This is a genomic window from Scytonema hofmannii PCC 7110 (assembly GCF_000346485.2).
GTDB classification, from domain to species: domain Bacteria; phylum Cyanobacteriota; class Cyanobacteriia; order Cyanobacteriales; family Nostocaceae; genus Scytonema; species Scytonema hofmannii.
On record NZ_KQ976354.1, the window covers coordinates 8,064,936 to 8,082,218 of the forward strand.

The window sequence follows — 17,283 nt, forward strand, 5'->3', positions numbered from 1 at the left end:
CAGTCAATACAAATGTTGTCATTGTTAACCTGAACTATGGATTGGCTCACAGGTTAGTGTTCTAAAAATTAGGAGGGAATACTCAGTTAAATAACTTTATCAAGGTTTTTTGACATTATGTCTTGTACTTTTCTACTCTAGGGTGATTGCAAGACCTCCACAAACGCGCAACGCTTGAAGTGCGTGACCATTTACTGCATTCAATAAAATTGATAGCGTCAATAAGTATTTATAGCTAAATTAAATTTCTTAATCGGGATGCAGCATTTATGCTTTAGACTTCCCCGCAGCAACCCTAAAATTGTGGCAAAAAAGGTGTAAGGCAATGGATTTGTTAGAGTATCAAGTTAAAGAATGGTTTTCGGAAATCGGCATTCCTGTATTGCCGTCTCAACGAATTGACCATCCTACAGACCTAAAACGGTTAAAAATTAGCTATCCTGTTGTGTTAAAGTCCCAAGTGCATGTGGGCGGACGAGCAAAAGCTGGTGGGGTCAGATTTGTAGAAACAACAATTGATGCGATCGCCGCCGCCCAACACATCTTTAATTTGCCAATTTTTGGTGAGTTACCAGAAGTGTTACTAGCAGAAGCAAAGTATGATGCCGAACAGGAGTTTTATTTAGCCGTTGTTGTGGACACTGCTGTTTGCAGACCCATCCTATTAGGTTGCACGGAGCCTGATATTGATTGGGATTGGGAATCAGCAGGAGAAAAGATGCAACACGTGATTGTCGATGGAGAATTTTCGCCATTTTATGCTCGACGATTAGCACTAAAAATGGGCTTGCAAGGCTCATTAATACAGTCGGTTAGTGCTGTTGTAGAAAAAATGTACCAATTGTTTGTAGACAAAGACCTAGATTTGATTGAAATTAGTCCCTTGGGAGTCAGTGCTTCCGGTCAAATTATGGCTCTTAATGGTACTGTAAGCGTCAACGAACGAGCCATTGGGCGTCATCCAGATATTACCGAAATTGCGACTAAAATTGCTAACCGCCGTACCAAGAGAGAGATAGCAAGAAACTTGGGAGACTGGGATGTTGTAGAAATGCACGGTAAGATAGCAATTCTGGGTAATGGTGCAGGCTCGGTGATGGCGACTTTAGATTTAGTCGTGAATGCTGGTGGTAAACCAAGTGTTTGTCTCAATCTGCGCCATGCTTCCGTGACCGATCCCTCACCAACAACTTTGACAGAACGTCTGGAAAAAGCATTAAACAGCTTGGCTGTTGACAAAAGTATTCACGTGATACTGATTAACTTCTTGGGTAGCATTCCTCAAAGTGGAGAAGTTGTAGAAATCATTGGAAACTTTGTGGAAAATAGCGCCAGCACATTTAAGCCACAATTAGTCAGGTCTAACGGCGGTAAAAACCGTCGAGACAATCATTTTCCCCGCTTGGTTGTCCGTCTTGCTGGTTCTGAGTTCAATACAGCTAGAAAATATCTAGCAACTTTAAAAACCCCAGGTGATGCACCTGTGGTGGTGGTAGAAAATCTAGATGAAGCAGTGGCAGAAGCAGTCCGTTTTGCCAAAGCAACGACTGCACATAGAAGGTTTTGAAAAAGCTTATGAATTTAACACCAGATAGCAAAGTATTAATTCAAGGATTTTGTGAGTACATTACAGTCACTCATGTGACACAAATGAAAGCATACGGCACCAATGTGGTAGCAGGGGTCAATCCAGGATATGGCGGACAGGAAATATACGGTTTGCCAGTCTATGATTTGGTTGAGGAGGTCGTAGGAGAATATGGCGTCATTGATACAACAATTATTTGCGTACATCCGTACCAAGTTTTAGATGCAGCATTAGAAGCGATCGCATCTGGTATCCACCAACTCATTATTATCTCTCCTGGCGTACCACCGTTAGATATGGTAAAACTCTTGCGTAAAGCAGAGGCAACAGAAACCATAGTGGTAGGTCCCAATAGCCCTGGTATTATCGTACCGGGAAAAATTCTCTTGGGGACTCAACCAAGCGAATTTTATATCCCTGGTTCGGTGGGAATTCTCAGTCGCAGTACAACTCTCACTTATGAAGTTGCTAGGGAATTAACTCATGCTGGGTTAGGACAGTCAATCAGCGTTAGCATTGGTAGTGATGCGATCGTCGGTTCATCTTTTTTGCAATGGTTGGAAATCTTGGATGAAGATGAAGCAACTAGGGCGATCGTCTTAGTTGGACAACCTGGTGGAGGTCGTGAAGAAGCAGCAGCCCATTACATTGCTGAAGCCATTGACAAACCAGTGATTGCTTACATTGCAGGAACACAAGCACCACCTGTCAAGCAATGGCGTCAAACTGGGACTTTAGCAGCTGCGATCGGACGCGATCCTGATTTTGGGACAGCAAAAAGCAAAGTATCTGCTTTTTCTCACACAAAGGTTCCAGTCGCTGAACGTCCTTCTCAGATCCCAGAATTGGTGAAGAAGGTTTTGGCGTAGATGTTATGAGATTTTGGATATATGAAAGTAGCTGATTTACCTGCTTCGATTATCGAAGACTTAACCACAAGTGAATACTGGCGACTTGATATTGACCCCGGTTTTGATGCAAAACACGAATTTTTCATGCGATGGAAGTATTTACTGCCAAACCCGCATACTGAAGAGTATGAGGAAGACGAACTAGAGCGCCGGTCGAGTAGAAGGTGTTGACAAATCACGCATACTATGGATAAGCAGGAATGTGGATTCCTCAAGGCTTTATACAACCCTGGCGGTTTGATAGCTTAAAAAAGCAAAGGTCTGGGAAAGGTGCCCTCCGGGTTCTCAGGAAAGCGTTCTGGGGAAACCGAAAAGGGCAACTGATTCACAGCAATCAATATCAACACATATTTACATTTACTATTTCCCTAAAATTGCTCGATTCTCGTAAATTGTCAACTCAAAACTTTATCTAAAACTCCAAAAATTACATAGATAAATACTATCAAAAATACACCATGAAAGCGAAGGGCGCGTTATTAAATCCGCGCCGACAAAGACGGTGACCGTGGAAAGGAATGAATACTTCTTTTTTTTAAGATAAGTGTTTTGCAGTCTTCACGAAAAATTTTCATACCTAATAGTTTGTTATCTGTATGGCAACAACAAATAAGGGTAGGATACTACCAAAAGTTATTAAACGTTTTCTAACGGTGCTATTTAGACATAGTATGTGTTAATAAAATTAGAGATTTTAAACAACGTTAGTTTCAGACATACGAGCAAGAACGTGGAGATTGTGGACAACAGCCATACGTCGAAGATCAAAAAGATTTTTGCGTAAACCAATGTAGCGAGCGTTATCTCCTTGCCATTGACCAATATGAGCTAGAGCGTGCTCAACACTAACACGTTCGCGAAGTTTTGCACGCCCGCTCTCAGTAGTTTGACGTTCACGCAGTTCTACAAGTAGAGACTCCGAAGCATGGATAGAAATACTACGACCTTGCTTACTCTCTGTACATTGAGAGCGTAGAGGACATATTTGACATTCCTGTTTTGGGAAGTGAACAACAGTTCCTTCATTAAATGGCAAACTAACGCCATTCGGACAGTAAATTAAGTAATTTTCCCAATCAAGAACAAAAGCTGTTTTATTTTACCTCGCATCTTCAATACTTTTATTTACCTCGGTAGTTGTTTGAGCTGATAACTCTGTTTTTTGTTTGACCCAAGACTCAACTGAATTCAATGTTTGTAATATTGTAGATAACGCTAAGGAGCGAGCTTCTGGGTCATCCCAATCTAAATCCAAAGCTGCTTTAAGGCTGGTTTCTGTTATTATATCCGCACCAGCACTTACTGCAACAGTCATTAAATCTTGCTGATAATCTTGAGCTATTACTTGTAATGCTTTCTTAAGTGCGTGACCTAACAAATTGTATGTGTCTTCAACTCTTGCCGCTCCCCATAGTGGGCTGGAATAAGCGTGCAACTTTCAACGACTTAGGATTATAACCTTCATATAAATGTGCCATTTCGATTGTTTTTTCGATTAACCTTCTATCAAAGGACTTTGATATTAAAAGCGCACGGAATTTTACTAGTGTTCCTTTGCCAAAAGGTGGTTGCTCACAATCTAGACAATAAGACAGCTAGCTGCCATCGTCTATCCATTTCAATTGCTTCGATGGCTTCATCATCTGAAACTCCTGTATATGCTTGTAGAATTATGAAGAGTGCTAATTGTGCTGGTGGTATTGGCGATAAACCAACGCTACTATCCTTGAAAACTGTTGCCAGTTCCATTTGAAATTCATCATCAAATAATTCATGACGAATTTGCCTTAAAAATACAAATAATTTGGCTTTACGTACACGTTTTGCCACTTTTTCTTCTTCGGCTGATAGTTCTATTGGTGGGTTCCAAACTTCCGGACGCATAGTATTTGCACTCCCAATACTATTTTTATTTATCTTTACCATCGCCAAAAAATGTACATCTTGTCAATACCCCTTACTCAACCTCTGAAGAAATGCCTGCACCCTCCGAAGACTGTGATATATTTTTCCTGATATTTATAAATATATTATTTGGAGTTTTAGATAAAATATGGAGTTAATAATTTATGATAGTCGAGCAATTTTAGATAGACAGTAAATATAAGTATGTATTGATATTGATGGCGGTGAATTAGTTGCCCTTGTCGGTTTCCCCAGAGCGCTTTCCTGAGAACCAAGAGGGTGCCTTTCCCAAACCCTTGCTTTTTTAAGCTATCAAACCGACAAGGTTGTATAAAGCTTTGAGGAATCCACATCCCTGCTTATACATGGTATGCGTAATTTGTCAACACCTTCTACTCGACCGGCGCTCTAGCAGAATTTATCAACTTTAATGGTTATGAAATACTTTTACCCATTGAGCGATCGCATCATCCCCATCTCAATTTGTTGCGGTTAAATGTGAGTGAAGATGAGACATCGTTAACTTTATTTCTTTTTGATACCTATCACTCGAGAGGATGCTTGGCAGCAGTTACCAGAAACGAACCCGTTTTTAAAACGTCTATTTCAAGGTGTTTCTAAGCGATCGCTACAAGTAACACCTTACAATTTTCTTCAAGAAAGAAATCATAGAAATGGTTTAAAGCGACAACAAATATTTCGGTTATTTGCTCCATCAGCAACTTGTAAAACGGTGGCAGAACGACCATCCAAAGAAGAAGAGATTTCTGTTTTAATTGGTTCTGAAACTCTATCAGTAGGTCAAAATCTTCAAGATGCTGATTATTTAATAAATATAGATTTACCGTGGAACCCAATGATTTTAGAACAGAGAATTGGTCGAATCGACCGACCCAAGCAGCATAAATGTAAAAATATATATATTTACTATGCTAATAGTGAAAGCCAGTTATTGCGACAAGCCAGCCGCTTAAACAACCTCAATAAAAAACTGGTAGGAGATCTTGTTGGTTCTGATGGAGAAATTCCTAGTATTTCTAGTGTCGATACACTAGGAGCTTCTATTTATGGAGACACCTTGTTTGATGATGAAGTTCTCCCAGGATACATTGATTTTCTTAACAGCTTAGTTAAAGCAAGACGTATGGAGCAACGTAACCTTCAAGAAGAAACTTTTCAAAAACAGGAAACAAATCGCGATCTTTACACTCAAAACGAAATCTTACATAGTGAAGAACTCAGCAAACTAATTGAGCAATTGGGGGAAGATTACCAAGCTAAACCGATTGCTTTAGGACGGCGTACAGGAGAAAAAGATGAGCCAACTGGATTAGTAGCGATGACTGTAGAATACTTTGGACCAAACGGCGAACCAATTCCTCAACAGCAACAAACTGTTTACTGGAATGACCAAACTTTTGAAAGGGACGGATACGGAGTAGCCATAGCCACTGCCTTTAAAACCCCAGAAGCAGGGGATGTGTTTTCTACTAAATATCTTCTGTCTGAACTGCAAAAACTCTACAACCAACTAGTCACGCTCAAACAACAACGTTCTACAGAACTAGCACAACCGGAGACACTGGAAAATATTAATATTACCTCAGAACGCATTACTCGAATCCAGCGCCGAGTCAGTATGCTCGATAGTTTTCCCTCTGGGCTGGATAGGGCAACGGTCAGAAATTATTTTAAAAAATTAAATGCTTGGAAAGAGACTAAGGGTGTACAAAAGCTCCTGCGCGAATACACAGATGGAGACAAAGTAAAACTGAATGATGCAACTTTTGTTATCAGCCTAGTACAAGATACTGATACTTTAAACTTAATTGCGGATGAAGGAATCAAGCCTACTAGCCTGAAATTTTCCTTGGCTGCACTCCTGCTCAGAGCCTAGTTTCCGCTATAGAACTCTGGTTGGGAAAAACCGTGTTTACGGTATATCTTCATCATTAGTGCGGTCAAATACTATTTGGATAAGTCATATATTTTTATGTTTTTATAGACGAATATTATAAAAACTTGATAATTTCTTCTTTAAATGATAAATAACTATTTGACAATAAGGTTTATACTTACCGTCCTGTTGTTTATTGTTCCATTCGTTAATTTTTTGAGTTAACATTGCTACTGTCCAATTTCCTTGGGGACGTTCTTTAGTCAATTGTTGAATTACAATCTCTAAAACTTCTTTTCGATTATTAGCCAAAGTTTGCATATTAAGATTTAAAACTTTCTCTAACTCATCATTTATAGTTACCTCATCAGAATAAATTTGTCCGTTACCACGATATCTAATTAAATCTTCGCAATTTCTATTATTATCAGTAGGATTTATAGTAATCTCTGTATTGCCCTTCCTTGTGTCACAATGCTGCAAGTGCTTTGGCGAACCTTGACCACCTTGACAAGCACCAAGTAAATTATTGTAATCTAATTGTAATTCCGGATAATCATCTTGTGATTTCCAATGTTCAATTTTCATTCTAGAATCACTAATGCGTTGCATACAATAGCAGCAAATATGCCCTTGTTCTGTTAGTAGCGATACTCGTAGTTCATCTTTTTTAGGAAAATTATCATAATCGGAAAAATTTTTTACCCTATGTTCAAGTAATGATTGAGGTTCCTTATCTTTGACAATCCGCTTCATACTATTTATTATTCTAAAAAACCAATAAGTGTATTAGCTCTGACGACTTCTGAATCATCTTCACCAAGCAAATCAGATAATTTGTGTAAAGCCGACTTAGCATCTTCTAAACGACCGTCATCTATTAATTGAAAACAGGAATCTATCTGCTGCTGTACTTCATCTGGTCTTTCTTTTACATTCATTAATTCATATAAAATAGAGTTACTATCTTTGCCGTAAGTATGAGGTGTATTCTCTATTAGCTGAGAATTTTCTAAAATAAATACATTTTCTCTTCTAACTCCACTCAAGACTTGTGGCGAGTGAGTAGTCACAATAAATTGACAGTTGGGAAAGGTTTGTGTCAAACTCCGAATTACAGTCCTTTGCCATTGAGGATGTAAATGTAGGTCTATTTCATCAATTAAAACTATTCCTTCACCTGACAATGCATCATTAGAACTTGGGTTAGCGATCGCCAATCGCCTTGCTAAGTCCGTGACTAACATCAATAACATCTTTTCACCGTCCGAGAGTTGCTCTAACCTTAAATCTTGACTATTTTTTGTAATAGTCAATGAAGGTTGACTGGAAATCTGGTCGAAATTGGCATTCCTCTCTGTTATTGACCTCACGACTCGCAAGTCAGAAAAATGACTGTTAGAAAATCTCTCTAAAAAATTTATAATAGCTCTTCTTACAATCTCTAATTTTGGGTTTCTGTAATCGGAATTTCCCCTTAATCTAATTTCATTTTCATAATCTTCTTCTTCTTTAAACCAATCAAAAAAATCTTGGAAGTTATTAACTCCAGTAGAAAAAGCTTTTTCATAAGCATAGAATTGATAATGGACTTCTTTTTTAGCTTTCTTACTGCCCTTGCTATTCAAGGTATAGGGATTTTTCAAAACCATTCTATGAGTTTGATAATAAACCATGACTGGCAAATTTAAATTAGGTTGTTTTTTGAAATTTTCTTGTAAGCGTTTAATGTAATTGTTAATTTCATCATAGTTACTGGGATTTTGTCTATATACACGTTCTTGAACCATTCTCCAAGATAAGCTTTCTCTCTCTCCTGTCAAAATTGTTATAGTATTAGCCGTAAAATCTGAATGAATGTTTATATCATTTTCTGTCAACCGCACTTCTACTTTTTTACTGTTGCGGAGTCTAGCTACAAATTGAGCTAACATTATCGCCATGCAATCTAAAACCGATGATTTTCCTGCACCATTAATACCAATTAACACAATTAAGTTGGTTTGAGGGAAATTTAAGATAACTTCCCGTAATCCTCTAAAATTTTGAATATGCAGCTTTTTAAGACGCATGATTTAATTTTGCGTGCATTCAATATTTATTTGCAGAGTACATAATAACGTATTACATCGGCATATTTATATTTATGTAGTTATTGTGTTAATATATTGACTATCAAAAATTAACAACCTCGCTCTAGTACTAATATATATTCAAGTTGATTTTGAGGGGTGTAGATAGTTAACAATCCATCAGCGATCGCATTATCCACCTGGAAAGGTTCTACAGTCGCAGTTGTTTGGATTTGAGGTAGTTCTTCCAGTTTTTCTAAAGATTTTTGTAACCAGGGGTGCTTGGGTTGCATGAGAGAAGCGGTTTAGATAATTCTTGATAGTAAAGATACAGTAACTATTTCTATGATATAGGATTCCTAATTTATTGACTAACTACATAATAACGTGTTATATTATAGTGTCAATTTATATAAAACTCCTATTTGATTTTTGAACAATTAGTGAGACTCAGAAACCCGGTATCTTCCAGATACCGGGTTTCTTTATTTCACGATTCAAGTAGAATTGCTATATGGAGTTATTTTGTTGATAACTCGTCAGCTTTTTCTAATTGCTGCTTCAACTTAAAAACTAATAGTCCCACAATTGCCCACTGACACAGAATAGCTATCAAAACTTCCATCGAAGACAGTGCGTAGCTTTCAGAAAATAAGGCAATAAGTGGTGCGGCTACTGAGAACAACCATGAAAAATAGTTGTTTGGCGTGTTCGCACCAAACATGAATGCAATTATTACTGGTAGTACGATCGTGGTAGTCAGTATACCTATCGTCCAGAAAATGCGATATCGATTTTTCATGAACAACATAAATTGTGCTAAAGCTGCATAGACCATAGCTAAACTACCAGCTAAAGCAAGAGCAAAAAAAGGACTACTTCTGTTAGTATCTCTTTCATAATTTAGTAAACTTAACAGAATTAAAGGAGTTATCAGAATTATTGCATTTAATGCGATCGCAACTAGTGCTGGGCTTTTTTCACCCCAAATTAAATCGTGAATTAATGAACGTTTCAGGAAAGTCTTACCACTGGGACTTTTTCTGTAGCGTATCCAATCTTGTAATAATTGGCGGTGAGGTAAAATCGCAGCTATCAGAAATAAAAATAGCCACAAATTTAAGAACAAAATACACACAATCTTCTCACGCAAACCTAATGACTGGTAATATGAATTGTCAACAACCCTTTTCCCTTCGACAAATCCTAAAGTGTAGAAGGCAAAGTATGCGGTCAGCCAATAACTTTGCTGCTTGCTCAGCATAGTAGAGTTTGGATCGCGGAAACAGCGCCATAAAGCCTGCCAAATAAAACAAGCAAGTATGCTGTAATTAAAGACAAAAAAGATAACAACAGTGACAAAACTAACTCCTAACGGAAACGTAAACCAAGACAACTCTTTCCACAAATGAACTCCTGTGAAAAAAGAGCTTTTATCTAAATTGGGAATTAAATAAAATGGGTTGAGACCTTTTATATAAGCTATGGGAGAATCCGTTGGAAAATTGGCAAACCACAGTCTAGTCAGGATAAGAAAGCCAAGAACTACACCACTTGCTAACCAAGCTTGAAAGCCGCCTAACCAAGACCCAACTAAACCAAAGAGTAGAGCAGCACTGTAATAAAAAATACAGGCAGCTAATACAAGAGCGTAAAAACTTAGAATCCACCAAAAGGGGGTTTTTGCCCCTAATCCCGACCATAAGTGTAAAGGAACTGTTAGGGCTACTGCAATATACAGCAAAATAGGAACACCCAACAGTTTGCCCCACAATACATTTTTTGGGGATTGAGGGCTGAGTCGAATAAAGTTGAGAGTTTCTCGCCGTTGTTCTGTTGCTAAATCACTTGTCAGCAAATAGGTTCCGGCTACCAAAAGAGCAGCAATGACAATAATACTCAACCATGTGAATATATCCTGCCAGAAAAGCTGCCAATTGATAAGATAATGACCCAAGCCATCGTGCAGGCATCTGTATTCACCATTATTTTGAGATCCCGTACAATATACGGAATAGTTGGAAGCGGTAGTAATACGATTTGGTGGTAGCTTGACTGCAAAAAATACACATAATATAAGCTGAGTTAGTAGAGATGTTGAAATTGTAAGTAGGACATTATGTATTTTCAACCGTCCTCTAATTTCTCGTAAAAGTTGAGGATTCCAGTCTCCTAATCGCTCAAGAAAATTTTGCATCATAAAAACTTTGGATTTTAGATTTTAGATTTTGGATTGAGAAAGACTTTTTTAGGCTTAACTCTCACCTAATACCATTTCTGTATGAAGATGCATCTCATTAGCCCGCGTAGGCGGGCTTTGTTTGTATAGCCTCACATTAGAAATGTGAGGCTATATTGCAGCCCTCAAAATCGTGACATTCTTTTTTCAAATTGGTCTAATCTTTGACTAGCAATGCTTTTGTAGCAGATTCTCCTAAAATCTTCACTTGCTCGACTAACTGCCAAATTAACAACCCTAAAATTGCTAACTCTCCCAACCAAGCTACAAAAATCGTAGGTGTTGAACTAAATTCCAAACTGACCCATGGCAAAGTAGAAAATAACCAAAAAATGGGATATGTAGAAGGTTTCAGATGAAAGATTGCTAGCGCGAATTGAGGTAAGAAAAACAGTGCAAACACAATACCAAATGCCCAGAAAAACCGTTTTTTCGTTTTCATCAATAACGCTCTTTGTACGATCGCAGCACAAACCATCATCAAGGTGATAAACATAGCTACCCCTAAAATTGCGTTTAATCTATCAACCTGATTAATCCACAAATTTAAACTAGAGGTATGCTTAACATTTAAAGCGGGTACTAGTAAAAGCCAAATCATGAACGGAGTAGTTGCGATCGCAAGATAAATCAATGCTGCTACTAGTATCGGGCTTTTTTCACGCCAAATTAGATCGGTTAGCCAGAAGTTATTTTTCACACTTTGATTGCCAGAAACATTTTGGTGTCGGTATCTTGCCCAATCCTGTACGGTTTGACGGTGAGGTGAGAGAGTTGCAAGTAACCCAAAAAATAGAAATAAGTTAAAGAATAGAATCCATCCAAAATTTTCAGAAATTTGATAATTCACATCGTAAAAACTAACGCAAGCACCATTTGGAGTACAGGGCTGCGAATAATTTTTCGTATACTGTAAAGTAAACCCCCAAAGAAGAACTTGAGTACAAGCGACCAGAAAATAACTTTGACCCTTACTTAAGAGACTTGTATTTGAGTTACGGAAGCAGCGTGTTAGTCCTTGCCACAAACAGTAAATCCATAACCCGTAATTTAATAAATGCAAACTCACTAAGCCTAAAAGACTTTTTCCTACTGGTAGATAGAAAAACTGCACGTTTTGCAGCATTTCCCAATTGTACCGATGGAGAAACAAATTTGGAAAAAGGTATGCTGTTATGTCCAGTGGACTGAACAGTTGAAACCAGATAGCTGAATACCTGACGTATGGACTAGACCATATCGACTGCATTGTAATTATCAGAAACAGTAAAACTGCACCACTACCCAACCAAGGCTGAAAACCACTAAACCAACGGCAATATAAACCAAAGAGTAGTGCAGCACTGTAGAAGAAAATACAACAAGCGATTGTGACTGCCCAGAAATTTAAAATATGACTGGTCGCTATATTGGCACTACGTCCTGTAAATAGATGAAAGGGCAATGCTGCTAAGATAACGAGATAGATTAATATTGGAACACCTAGCATTTTGCCAATCAAAATACTTGTTGCTGGCTGAGGGCTGAGACGAATAAAATTGAGAGTTCCTCGCCGTTCTTCTGTGGCTAAGTTATCGATCAGCAAATAAGTGCCTGCTACTAACAACGTGAAGAGAAAAACTACAGTGAGTGTAGAGAAAATGTATTGCCAGTGGTCGCGCCACCACATTTGCATATTAATTTGGTCAACGGGGCAATACTGACTTGATAGCTCGGAGACTTTTTGATGTAATCTATCGACTTGCGATTGTAATTCAGCAATTTTGTTTTTTTCAAAAGGGTCAGTCCTGCTATATTTACTTATTTGTTGGGAAAGGTTTTCTATTTGCCGACTAAGAATCTGCCGTTTTTCTATGGCTTCCGAACGGAAAAAACAGTATTGTCCTTCTATTGAATAAAATTCAGTGGGTAGTTCCCGCAATTGATAGAGAAATAGCACTAGTTGACTAAAAAACGATACAGCAACTGCGCTCGCAACATTAAAACCCTTTAAGCGTCCTTTAATTTCCCTAAAAAACTGTGGGTTCCAATCACCCAGCTTATTTATTAAATCATTCATATTTCAGATTTTGAATTTTGGATTATTTAAGATGCTTGCTTGTGACCTAAGTTGAGAAAAATCGTTTCTAAATCTTCTTGAGTGGTGTGAAAATCAGTGAGGGGAATATTGGCTGATATTAGCGATCGCAACAAATCCGCACCATCTTCTTGTTTTCCAGAAAAATTAACACGCACGCTATTCTTAGCAGGTAAAACTTCCCATTCTTGTACGAAAGGATTATTTTTTAATTCGCCTAATAGTTCTGGTAATTTTCCTAAAGTAGAGATCTCAATTTGTTGACGAGAAAGGCGCTGATAGAGTTGTTGGAGAGAAGTACTTTCCACTAAAAAACCAAGTTCCATGATTCCCACAGATGTACACAGTTCTGCTAAATCGCTAAGAACGTGAGAGGAAATTAATATTGTCATTCCCGCTTCTTGCAAAACTTTAATGATTTCACGAAACTGCATCCTAGCAATAGGATCGAGTCCGGAGACTGGTTCATCTAATAGTAATACAATGGGTTCGTGGATGATGGTTCTTGCAAGACACAGGCGTTGTTTCATCCCTCGTGACAGGGTAGAAATCAGACTATTTCGCTTGTTACCTAATTGAATAAGTTCTAAAACCTCATGTAGGCGTTGAGTGCGACGTGGATCGCGCAACCGATACAGGCGGGCAAAATAATCTAAGTAGTCCCAGACAGTGAGTTCCTCGTAAAGAGGATAGTCATCTGGTAAGTAACCCAAGCGTCTTTTGAGAGTGGGGTTGCTTTTGTCCCGTAGTAAGCGATCGCCGTTTATATAAATCTCACCCGTTGTCGGCTCTTCAGCAGCCGCCAACATCCGGATGAGAGTTGTTTTCCCTGCACCATTAGGACCGATTAACCCATAAACTTCACCTGACAGGATTTCCAAGTCGATATTATTGACAGCAACGTGTCTGTCAAATTGCTTAGTCAGTCCACGGGTATGAATAGCCAGTTCTTTTGTCATAACTAATAGGCTTGGAGTTTGCAATTATACCGATTGGTTTTCCGCATCATACTGACTGTTCTTTTGATACAAAAAACGCCATTACCCGCACAGTAAATAACCGTACTGATGCGTTAGTGATTTTACTTGAGATGTTCAACTCGAATAATTGAGTACAGCAAGCTTAGCCTTTAATTTCAGAACTTGTCAGGATGGTTTCGGAAAATGCAACCAGCTTTAAAGAAAGTATTTTTTTGTACTAAAAAAATTTATCAAATTTTTATATTCAGTTAAAAGTATTACATTTTGTAAAGTACTAATAGCATGGCATTCAAAATTCGTGTATGGTTTTTACTTAATTTTCTAAACTTAAGTAAGTAATTTTTATTACTTTTTTGAGTAATTCTAACTAAATAGTTCAATTGTGCTAAGGTGTGAGAAAGTGATTCCAGAGTTTGATGAGAACGGTAATTTACCACCAGGAGTACACTGGGTAGAATGGGAGGAATTTAAGGAAAGATTTGGGAGAAGTGCGTGAAACGAAGTAATTCGTAAGAAATCGAAGTAATTCGGCTTTTGGCTTCACCAGACTCAGTGTAGAACTGTATATTCTACATTATCCAATTAATTGGATTTAAGTCCGCTTAAAGGTCATGATTTAATGAGATTAGCCAGTCTCAAGCATCGGAGAAGGAACATGGCTGCTCACGACAGTGCAAAACCGTAATCCATTTACAAGCCTTTAAGCCGTGTCAAGGCAAACTATACCCCGTATGGGAGTTAATCAAATGATTACAAACTCTATATTCGTTTTAAGTAAAAATGGCAAAATACTAAAACCAACAACACCCGCTAGAGCAAGGATTTTACAATCTGTTGGCAAAGCTAAGAAACTCAAATTATTTCCATTTACTCTAATTCTAGATAAGGATGTTGATGAAAATGTAGAACCGTATTTAGAACTTAGGATCGACCTTTACTTTTATCATATTGTTCCATGATTGATGCTGCACATAATATCAATTTGAAAAAAGAGTGCGACACATAATTAAGTGAAAGTTAGTCTGGTTAAGACTTTCACAATCCAAAATCTAAAATCTAAAATCTAAAATGGTATTACGTCAATTTGCCGTAGTCAAGTTTAATCAAACGATCGGCAAGGTGAAAATAACGGTCGTCGTGACTAATGACAAATACTGCCTTTCCTTGACGCTTCATATCTGGTAAAAGTTGGTGGTAAAAGATGTCTCGGAAAAAGGGGTCTTGATCTGATGCCCATTCATCAAACACATAAATTGGACGATTTTCCAAGTAAGCTGTTAGTAAAGCTAGACGTTTGCGCTGACCTTGGGACAAATCGATTGTAGAAAGTACACCTTCTTTAATTTGCACTTTATGTTCTAGCTGAAGTTGTTTAAGATAGGTTCGTGCTTGGATATCAATATCGTCTAAATGAATACCTAAGATTCGCTCAAATAAAAAGAAATCTGAAAATACGGTGGCAAACAACTGACGATAAGCTTGACGATTTTGATTAGTAATTAGTTTGTCATCAACATGAATCTCACCTGCTTCAGGAACGTATAATCCAGTAATTAACTTTGCAAGGGTTGATTTTCCGCTACCATTGCCTCCAACAATAAAAATCAATTTTCCTGGTTGAAATTCTAAATCAATCGGTCCCAAAGTGAAGCTCTGTTCATCACGTTTATTATGATAGATATGTGTAATTCCCTGTAGTCGAATGCGTTGAAACTGTGGTGGAAATGGCTGTGTAAAAGTTGTAGTTTCCGAGCGCTCTACAAGTGATAAGCCTAATGTATCAATTTTTTGCAAAGCAACGGTGGCTTGGTTCATCTCAGGTAAAATTTGGAAGAGGCTCTGAAGAGGTCGCATTATAAAGGTAATCGTTAAGATGTAACCGGAGAGAATTGGATTACTGACTGGTGTGAGTTTGGGCAAACCGAAAATTAATACACCCAAAAGAATGAAAAATCAAACCTCTCCGAGACTCATAGCGATCGCTAAAATTTTTAAGCTTGTGACTCGATAATTGCGGACAGATTTAGCGGTATATGTGAGTTCCTCATGAAAAAAAGCTTCTTCTCGCTCGGCATGCAACTTGAGTTCCTTAATACCTGCCGTAATTGTGCGAAAATGCTGAAAGAGTCGATCCTGTTCATCGCGTGCAAACTTCATGTAGTACTTTGCCCGTACTATTAGCAATTGAACGCCACCAATTGCCAGTGCTAAAAATAGGAATGTGAATGCGAAGACGAACCAAGATAGCCAACTTAAATAGATTAAACAGCCAACTATAACTGACACATCAATGCAAATAAAGGGAAGATTATAGACAGCAAATGAAATCGCTTGAACATCATCAGTTAAGGTTGCAAGTAAACGGCTTGCACCAATTTCTTCAAGGTGACGTAGTGGAGAGGCGAGAATCCAACGACTTAAGCGAAGTCTTAACCGATAAACAGCATCTTGAGCAAGGTCAACCAGTAAAAATCGAGAAATCAGACTGCTAAAGAGAGTTGCAATTGCAAGACCGAGAAAACCCAAAAACAAAGTCTCAATTGATGTATCTTGACGATTGAGAGCGCTATTGATAAAGGCAAGCAAAGCCGCACTACAGATACCGCTAATCGATCCAGTCAGTGCTGCTATTGCAATATGCTTCCAAGATTCCCGCAAGAGAAATTGGGTGAGATTCATGAAAATTTATTTCAAAATATGTTCCTCTTCGGTCATATCGCTTATGATATCTTGCCGATCTAACCTATGAGTATCTTTACTTTTGTCATATTGTTCCATAAACCGTAGCATCCCAACATGACCCAAGGCTTCAGTCAATGCTTTTAGTCCCATTTGCCTAATTTGCTCTTGAGTTAACTGGCTAACATCTAGCGTTGGCATAGGTGTGTATTTAAGTGATGTATCTGAACCTTCCACTTGTGCTTGCTGTCGTCTTGCCTTGATTTCAGCAACAATTTCGCTAAGAGTAGGATTGCCCAAAATTTTATCCCTATCTCTTGTATAATCACCGCTGCCTTGGTTATATTGCTGCATAAATCGTAGCATTCCTGCAGGACCGAGACATTTAGCTAGCGCCTCTAGTCCTATTTGCATAAGCTGCGATTGAGTCAAGTCACTCAGGTTTGTCATTTGTCACCTCTATTAACCATTGGCATGGGTTTCCTACTCTTACTTTTAACAATTTCTGATGCCTTGCTGCTAAACGTAACATTCTATCATCCGTTGTCAGCAAAATATCGGCTTTTCCTGCTTCTGCACAGGCAATGTGTAATGCATCAAAATCTTTGAAGCCTATTTCAATGAGTTCTAGACCACGAGTTTCAATTTGTTCTGCGATCAGTATTTTAGCTTTCGCTGAAGCTATCCATAATTGGATCTGCTTTTTTCTCTCAGCATCAGAAGCACCTTTCAACTCAATGTCTATCGCTTCACTTCCAAGTAACTGCCATTCACCTCTTTGACATCCAGTTAAAATTGCCGCTACTGCTTCGGATTCCAAGCGAATTCTTTCTTGCGCCTGGTCATCAAAGGGACGGTTGAAGCAGCATACATCTAAATAAATTGAAAATGTCATCGGTACACTTGCTAGGTATTATATTTAATCTGCATGATTT

The 17,283-nt window shown here is 38.2% G+C and carries 15 protein-coding genes and 2 pseudogenes; 6 read left to right on the forward strand and 11 right to left on the reverse strand.

What is annotated here, in order from left to right:
• The first annotated feature begins 325 nt into the window (after positions 1-325).
• Genes WA1_RS34020 through WA1_RS34030 form a run of 3 tightly spaced genes read left to right on the forward strand, consistent with a single transcriptional unit; the run spans position 326 to position 2,670 of the window.
• Positions 326-1,567 (forward strand): succinate--CoA ligase subunit beta, encoded by a 1,242-nt coding sequence (locus WA1_RS34020; RefSeq protein ID WP_017743577.1) that lies wholly within the window; start codon positions 326-328, stop codon positions 1,565-1,567.
• A gap of 8 nt (positions 1,568-1,575) precedes the next feature.
• Positions 1,576-2,457, forward strand: coding sequence for a succinate--CoA ligase subunit alpha (locus tag WA1_RS34025; protein ID WP_017743576.1), 882 nt, complete (start codon positions 1,576-1,578; stop codon positions 2,455-2,457).
• A 21-nt stretch (positions 2,458-2,478) separates the two neighbouring features.
• Entirely contained in the window at positions 2,479-2,670 is a 192-nt protein-coding gene (locus WA1_RS34030) for a hypothetical protein (RefSeq protein ID WP_017743575.1), read from the forward strand.
• A gap of 523 nt (positions 2,671-3,193) precedes the next feature.
• On the opposite strand, the pseudogene WA1_RS34040 reads toward WA1_RS34030, so the two are convergent.
• Positions 3,194-4,383: pseudogene (locus WA1_RS34040) on the reverse strand (transposase).
• A 556-nt stretch (positions 4,384-4,939) separates the two neighbouring features.
• On the opposite strand from WA1_RS34040, the gene WA1_RS34045 reads away from it, so the two are divergent.
• Positions 4,940-6,301 carry a C-terminal helicase domain-containing protein gene (locus tag WA1_RS34045; protein ID WP_017743573.1) on the forward strand — a complete coding sequence of 454 codons (1,362 nt, stop codon included), beginning with the start codon at positions 4,940-4,942 and terminating at the stop codon, positions 6,299-6,301.
• Between the two features lie 102 nt (positions 6,302-6,403).
• Here the strand turns inward: WA1_RS34045 and WA1_RS34050 are convergent, their stop codons facing one another.
• The 6 genes from WA1_RS34050 to WA1_RS34075 all read right to left on the reverse strand — a co-directional run bounded on the left by WA1_RS34050 (position 6,404) and on the right by WA1_RS34075 (position 13,648).
• Positions 6,404-7,057 carry a retron system putative HNH endonuclease gene (locus WA1_RS34050; protein ID WP_017743572.1) on the reverse strand — a complete coding sequence of 218 codons (654 nt, stop codon included), beginning with the start codon at positions 7,055-7,057 and terminating at the stop codon, positions 6,404-6,406.
• A gap of 8 nt (positions 7,058-7,065) precedes the next feature.
• Positions 7,066-8,373 (reverse strand): AAA family ATPase, encoded by a 1,308-nt coding sequence (locus WA1_RS34055; protein ID WP_017743571.1) that lies wholly within the window; start codon positions 8,371-8,373, stop codon positions 7,066-7,068.
• Between the two features lie 110 nt (positions 8,374-8,483).
• Positions 8,484-8,666, reverse strand: coding sequence for a hypothetical protein (locus WA1_RS34060; RefSeq protein WP_017743570.1), 183 nt, complete (start codon positions 8,664-8,666; stop codon positions 8,484-8,486).
• A 227-nt stretch (positions 8,667-8,893) separates the two neighbouring features.
• Complete coding sequence (locus WA1_RS34065; RefSeq protein WP_017743569.1) at positions 8,894-10,573, reverse strand: hypothetical protein; 1,680 nt, start codon at positions 10,571-10,573, stop codon at positions 8,894-8,896.
• Positions 10,574-10,769: 196 nt separating this feature from the next.
• Complete coding sequence (locus WA1_RS34070) at positions 10,770-12,671, reverse strand: BAR domain-containing protein (RefSeq protein WP_017743568.1); 1,902 nt, start codon at positions 12,669-12,671, stop codon at positions 10,770-10,772.
• Positions 12,672-12,697: 26 nt separating this feature from the next.
• Entirely contained in the window at positions 12,698-13,648 is a 951-nt protein-coding gene (locus WA1_RS34075) for an ABC transporter ATP-binding protein (RefSeq protein ID WP_017743567.1), read from the reverse strand.
• Positions 13,649-14,069: 421 nt separating this feature from the next.
• On the opposite strand from WA1_RS34075, the pseudogene WA1_RS61915 reads away from it, so the two are divergent.
• Both WA1_RS61915 and WA1_RS34080 read left to right on the forward strand, forming a co-directional pair.
• Positions 14,070-14,153: pseudogene (locus tag WA1_RS61915) on the forward strand (DUF6932 family protein); the annotation flags it as partial.
• A gap of 262 nt (positions 14,154-14,415) precedes the next feature.
• Positions 14,416-14,628 carry an RRXRR domain-containing protein gene (locus tag WA1_RS34080; RefSeq protein ID WP_272819296.1) on the forward strand — a complete coding sequence of 71 codons (213 nt, stop codon included), beginning with the start codon at positions 14,416-14,418 and terminating at the stop codon, positions 14,626-14,628.
• 115 nt (positions 14,629-14,743) lie between these two features.
• On the opposite strand, the gene WA1_RS61410 is transcribed toward WA1_RS34080, so the two are convergent.
• Genes WA1_RS61410 through WA1_RS34095 form a run of 4 tightly spaced genes read right to left on the reverse strand, consistent with a single transcriptional unit; the run spans position 14,744 to position 17,243 of the window.
• Positions 14,744-15,610: a cyclic peptide export ABC transporter gene (locus tag WA1_RS61410; protein WP_017743565.1), complete on the reverse strand. Its 867-nt coding sequence runs from the start codon at positions 15,608-15,610 to the stop codon at positions 14,744-14,746.
• A gap of 12 nt (positions 15,611-15,622) precedes the next feature.
• The gene (locus WA1_RS61415; protein WP_017743564.1) at positions 15,623-16,348 is read right to left on the reverse strand and encodes an ABC transporter transmembrane domain-containing protein; all 726 of its coding nucleotides are present in this window, start codon (positions 16,346-16,348) and stop codon (positions 15,623-15,625) included.
• Between the two features lie 6 nt (positions 16,349-16,354).
• Complete coding sequence (locus WA1_RS58885; RefSeq protein ID WP_017743563.1) at positions 16,355-16,798, reverse strand: hypothetical protein; 444 nt, start codon at positions 16,796-16,798, stop codon at positions 16,355-16,357.
• Entirely contained in the window at positions 16,782-17,243 is a 462-nt protein-coding gene (locus tag WA1_RS34095; RefSeq protein WP_017743562.1) for a PIN domain-containing protein, read from the reverse strand. Before WA1_RS34095 ends, WA1_RS58885 begins: the two co-directional genes overlap by 17 nt.
• Between the last annotated feature and the right edge of the window lie 40 nt (positions 17,244-17,283).

What these genes read in the sequence shown, in the direction of transcription:
- WA1_RS34020 (WP_017743577.1), top strand. Translation starts at nt 326, where the DNA reads ATGGATTTGTTAGAGTATCAAGTTAAAGAATGGTTTTCGGAAATCGGC.
- WA1_RS34025 (WP_017743576.1), top strand. Translation starts at nt 1,576, where the DNA reads ATGAATTTAACACCAGATAGCAAAGTATTAATTCAAGGATTTTGTGAG.
- WA1_RS34030 (WP_017743575.1), top strand. Translation starts at nt 2,479, where the DNA reads ATGAAAGTAGCTGATTTACCTGCTTCGATTATCGAAGACTTAACCACA.
- WA1_RS34050 (WP_017743572.1), bottom strand. Translation starts at nt 7,057, where the DNA reads ATGAAGCGGATTGTCAAAGATAAGGAACCTCAATCATTACTTGAACAT.
- WA1_RS34055 (WP_017743571.1), bottom strand. Translation starts at nt 8,373, where the DNA reads ATGCGTCTTAAAAAGCTGCATATTCAAAATTTTAGAGGATTACGGGAA.
- WA1_RS34060 (WP_017743570.1), bottom strand. Translation starts at nt 8,666, where the DNA reads ATGCAACCCAAGCACCCCTGGTTACAAAAATCTTTAGAAAAACTGGAA.
- WA1_RS34065 (WP_017743569.1), bottom strand. Translation starts at nt 10,573, where the DNA reads ATGATGCAAAATTTTCTTGAGCGATTAGGAGACTGGAATCCTCAACTT.
- WA1_RS34070 (WP_017743568.1), bottom strand. Translation starts at nt 12,671, where the DNA reads ATGAATGATTTAATAAATAAGCTGGGTGATTGGAACCCACAGTTTTTT.
- WA1_RS34075 (WP_017743567.1), bottom strand. Translation starts at nt 13,648, where the DNA reads ATGACAAAAGAACTGGCTATTCATACCCGTGGACTGACTAAGCAATTT.
- WA1_RS34080 (WP_272819296.1), top strand. Translation starts at nt 14,416, where the DNA reads ATGATTACAAACTCTATATTCGTTTTAAGTAAAAATGGCAAAATACTA.
- WA1_RS61415 (WP_017743564.1), bottom strand. Translation starts at nt 16,348, where the DNA reads ATGAATCTCACCCAATTTCTCTTGCGGGAATCTTGGAAGCATATTGCA.
- WA1_RS58885 (WP_017743563.1), bottom strand. Translation starts at nt 16,798, where the DNA reads ATGACAAACCTGAGTGACTTGACTCAATCGCAGCTTATGCAAATAGGA.
- WA1_RS34095 (WP_017743562.1), bottom strand. Translation starts at nt 17,243, where the DNA reads ATGACATTTTCAATTTATTTAGATGTATGCTGCTTCAACCGTCCCTTT.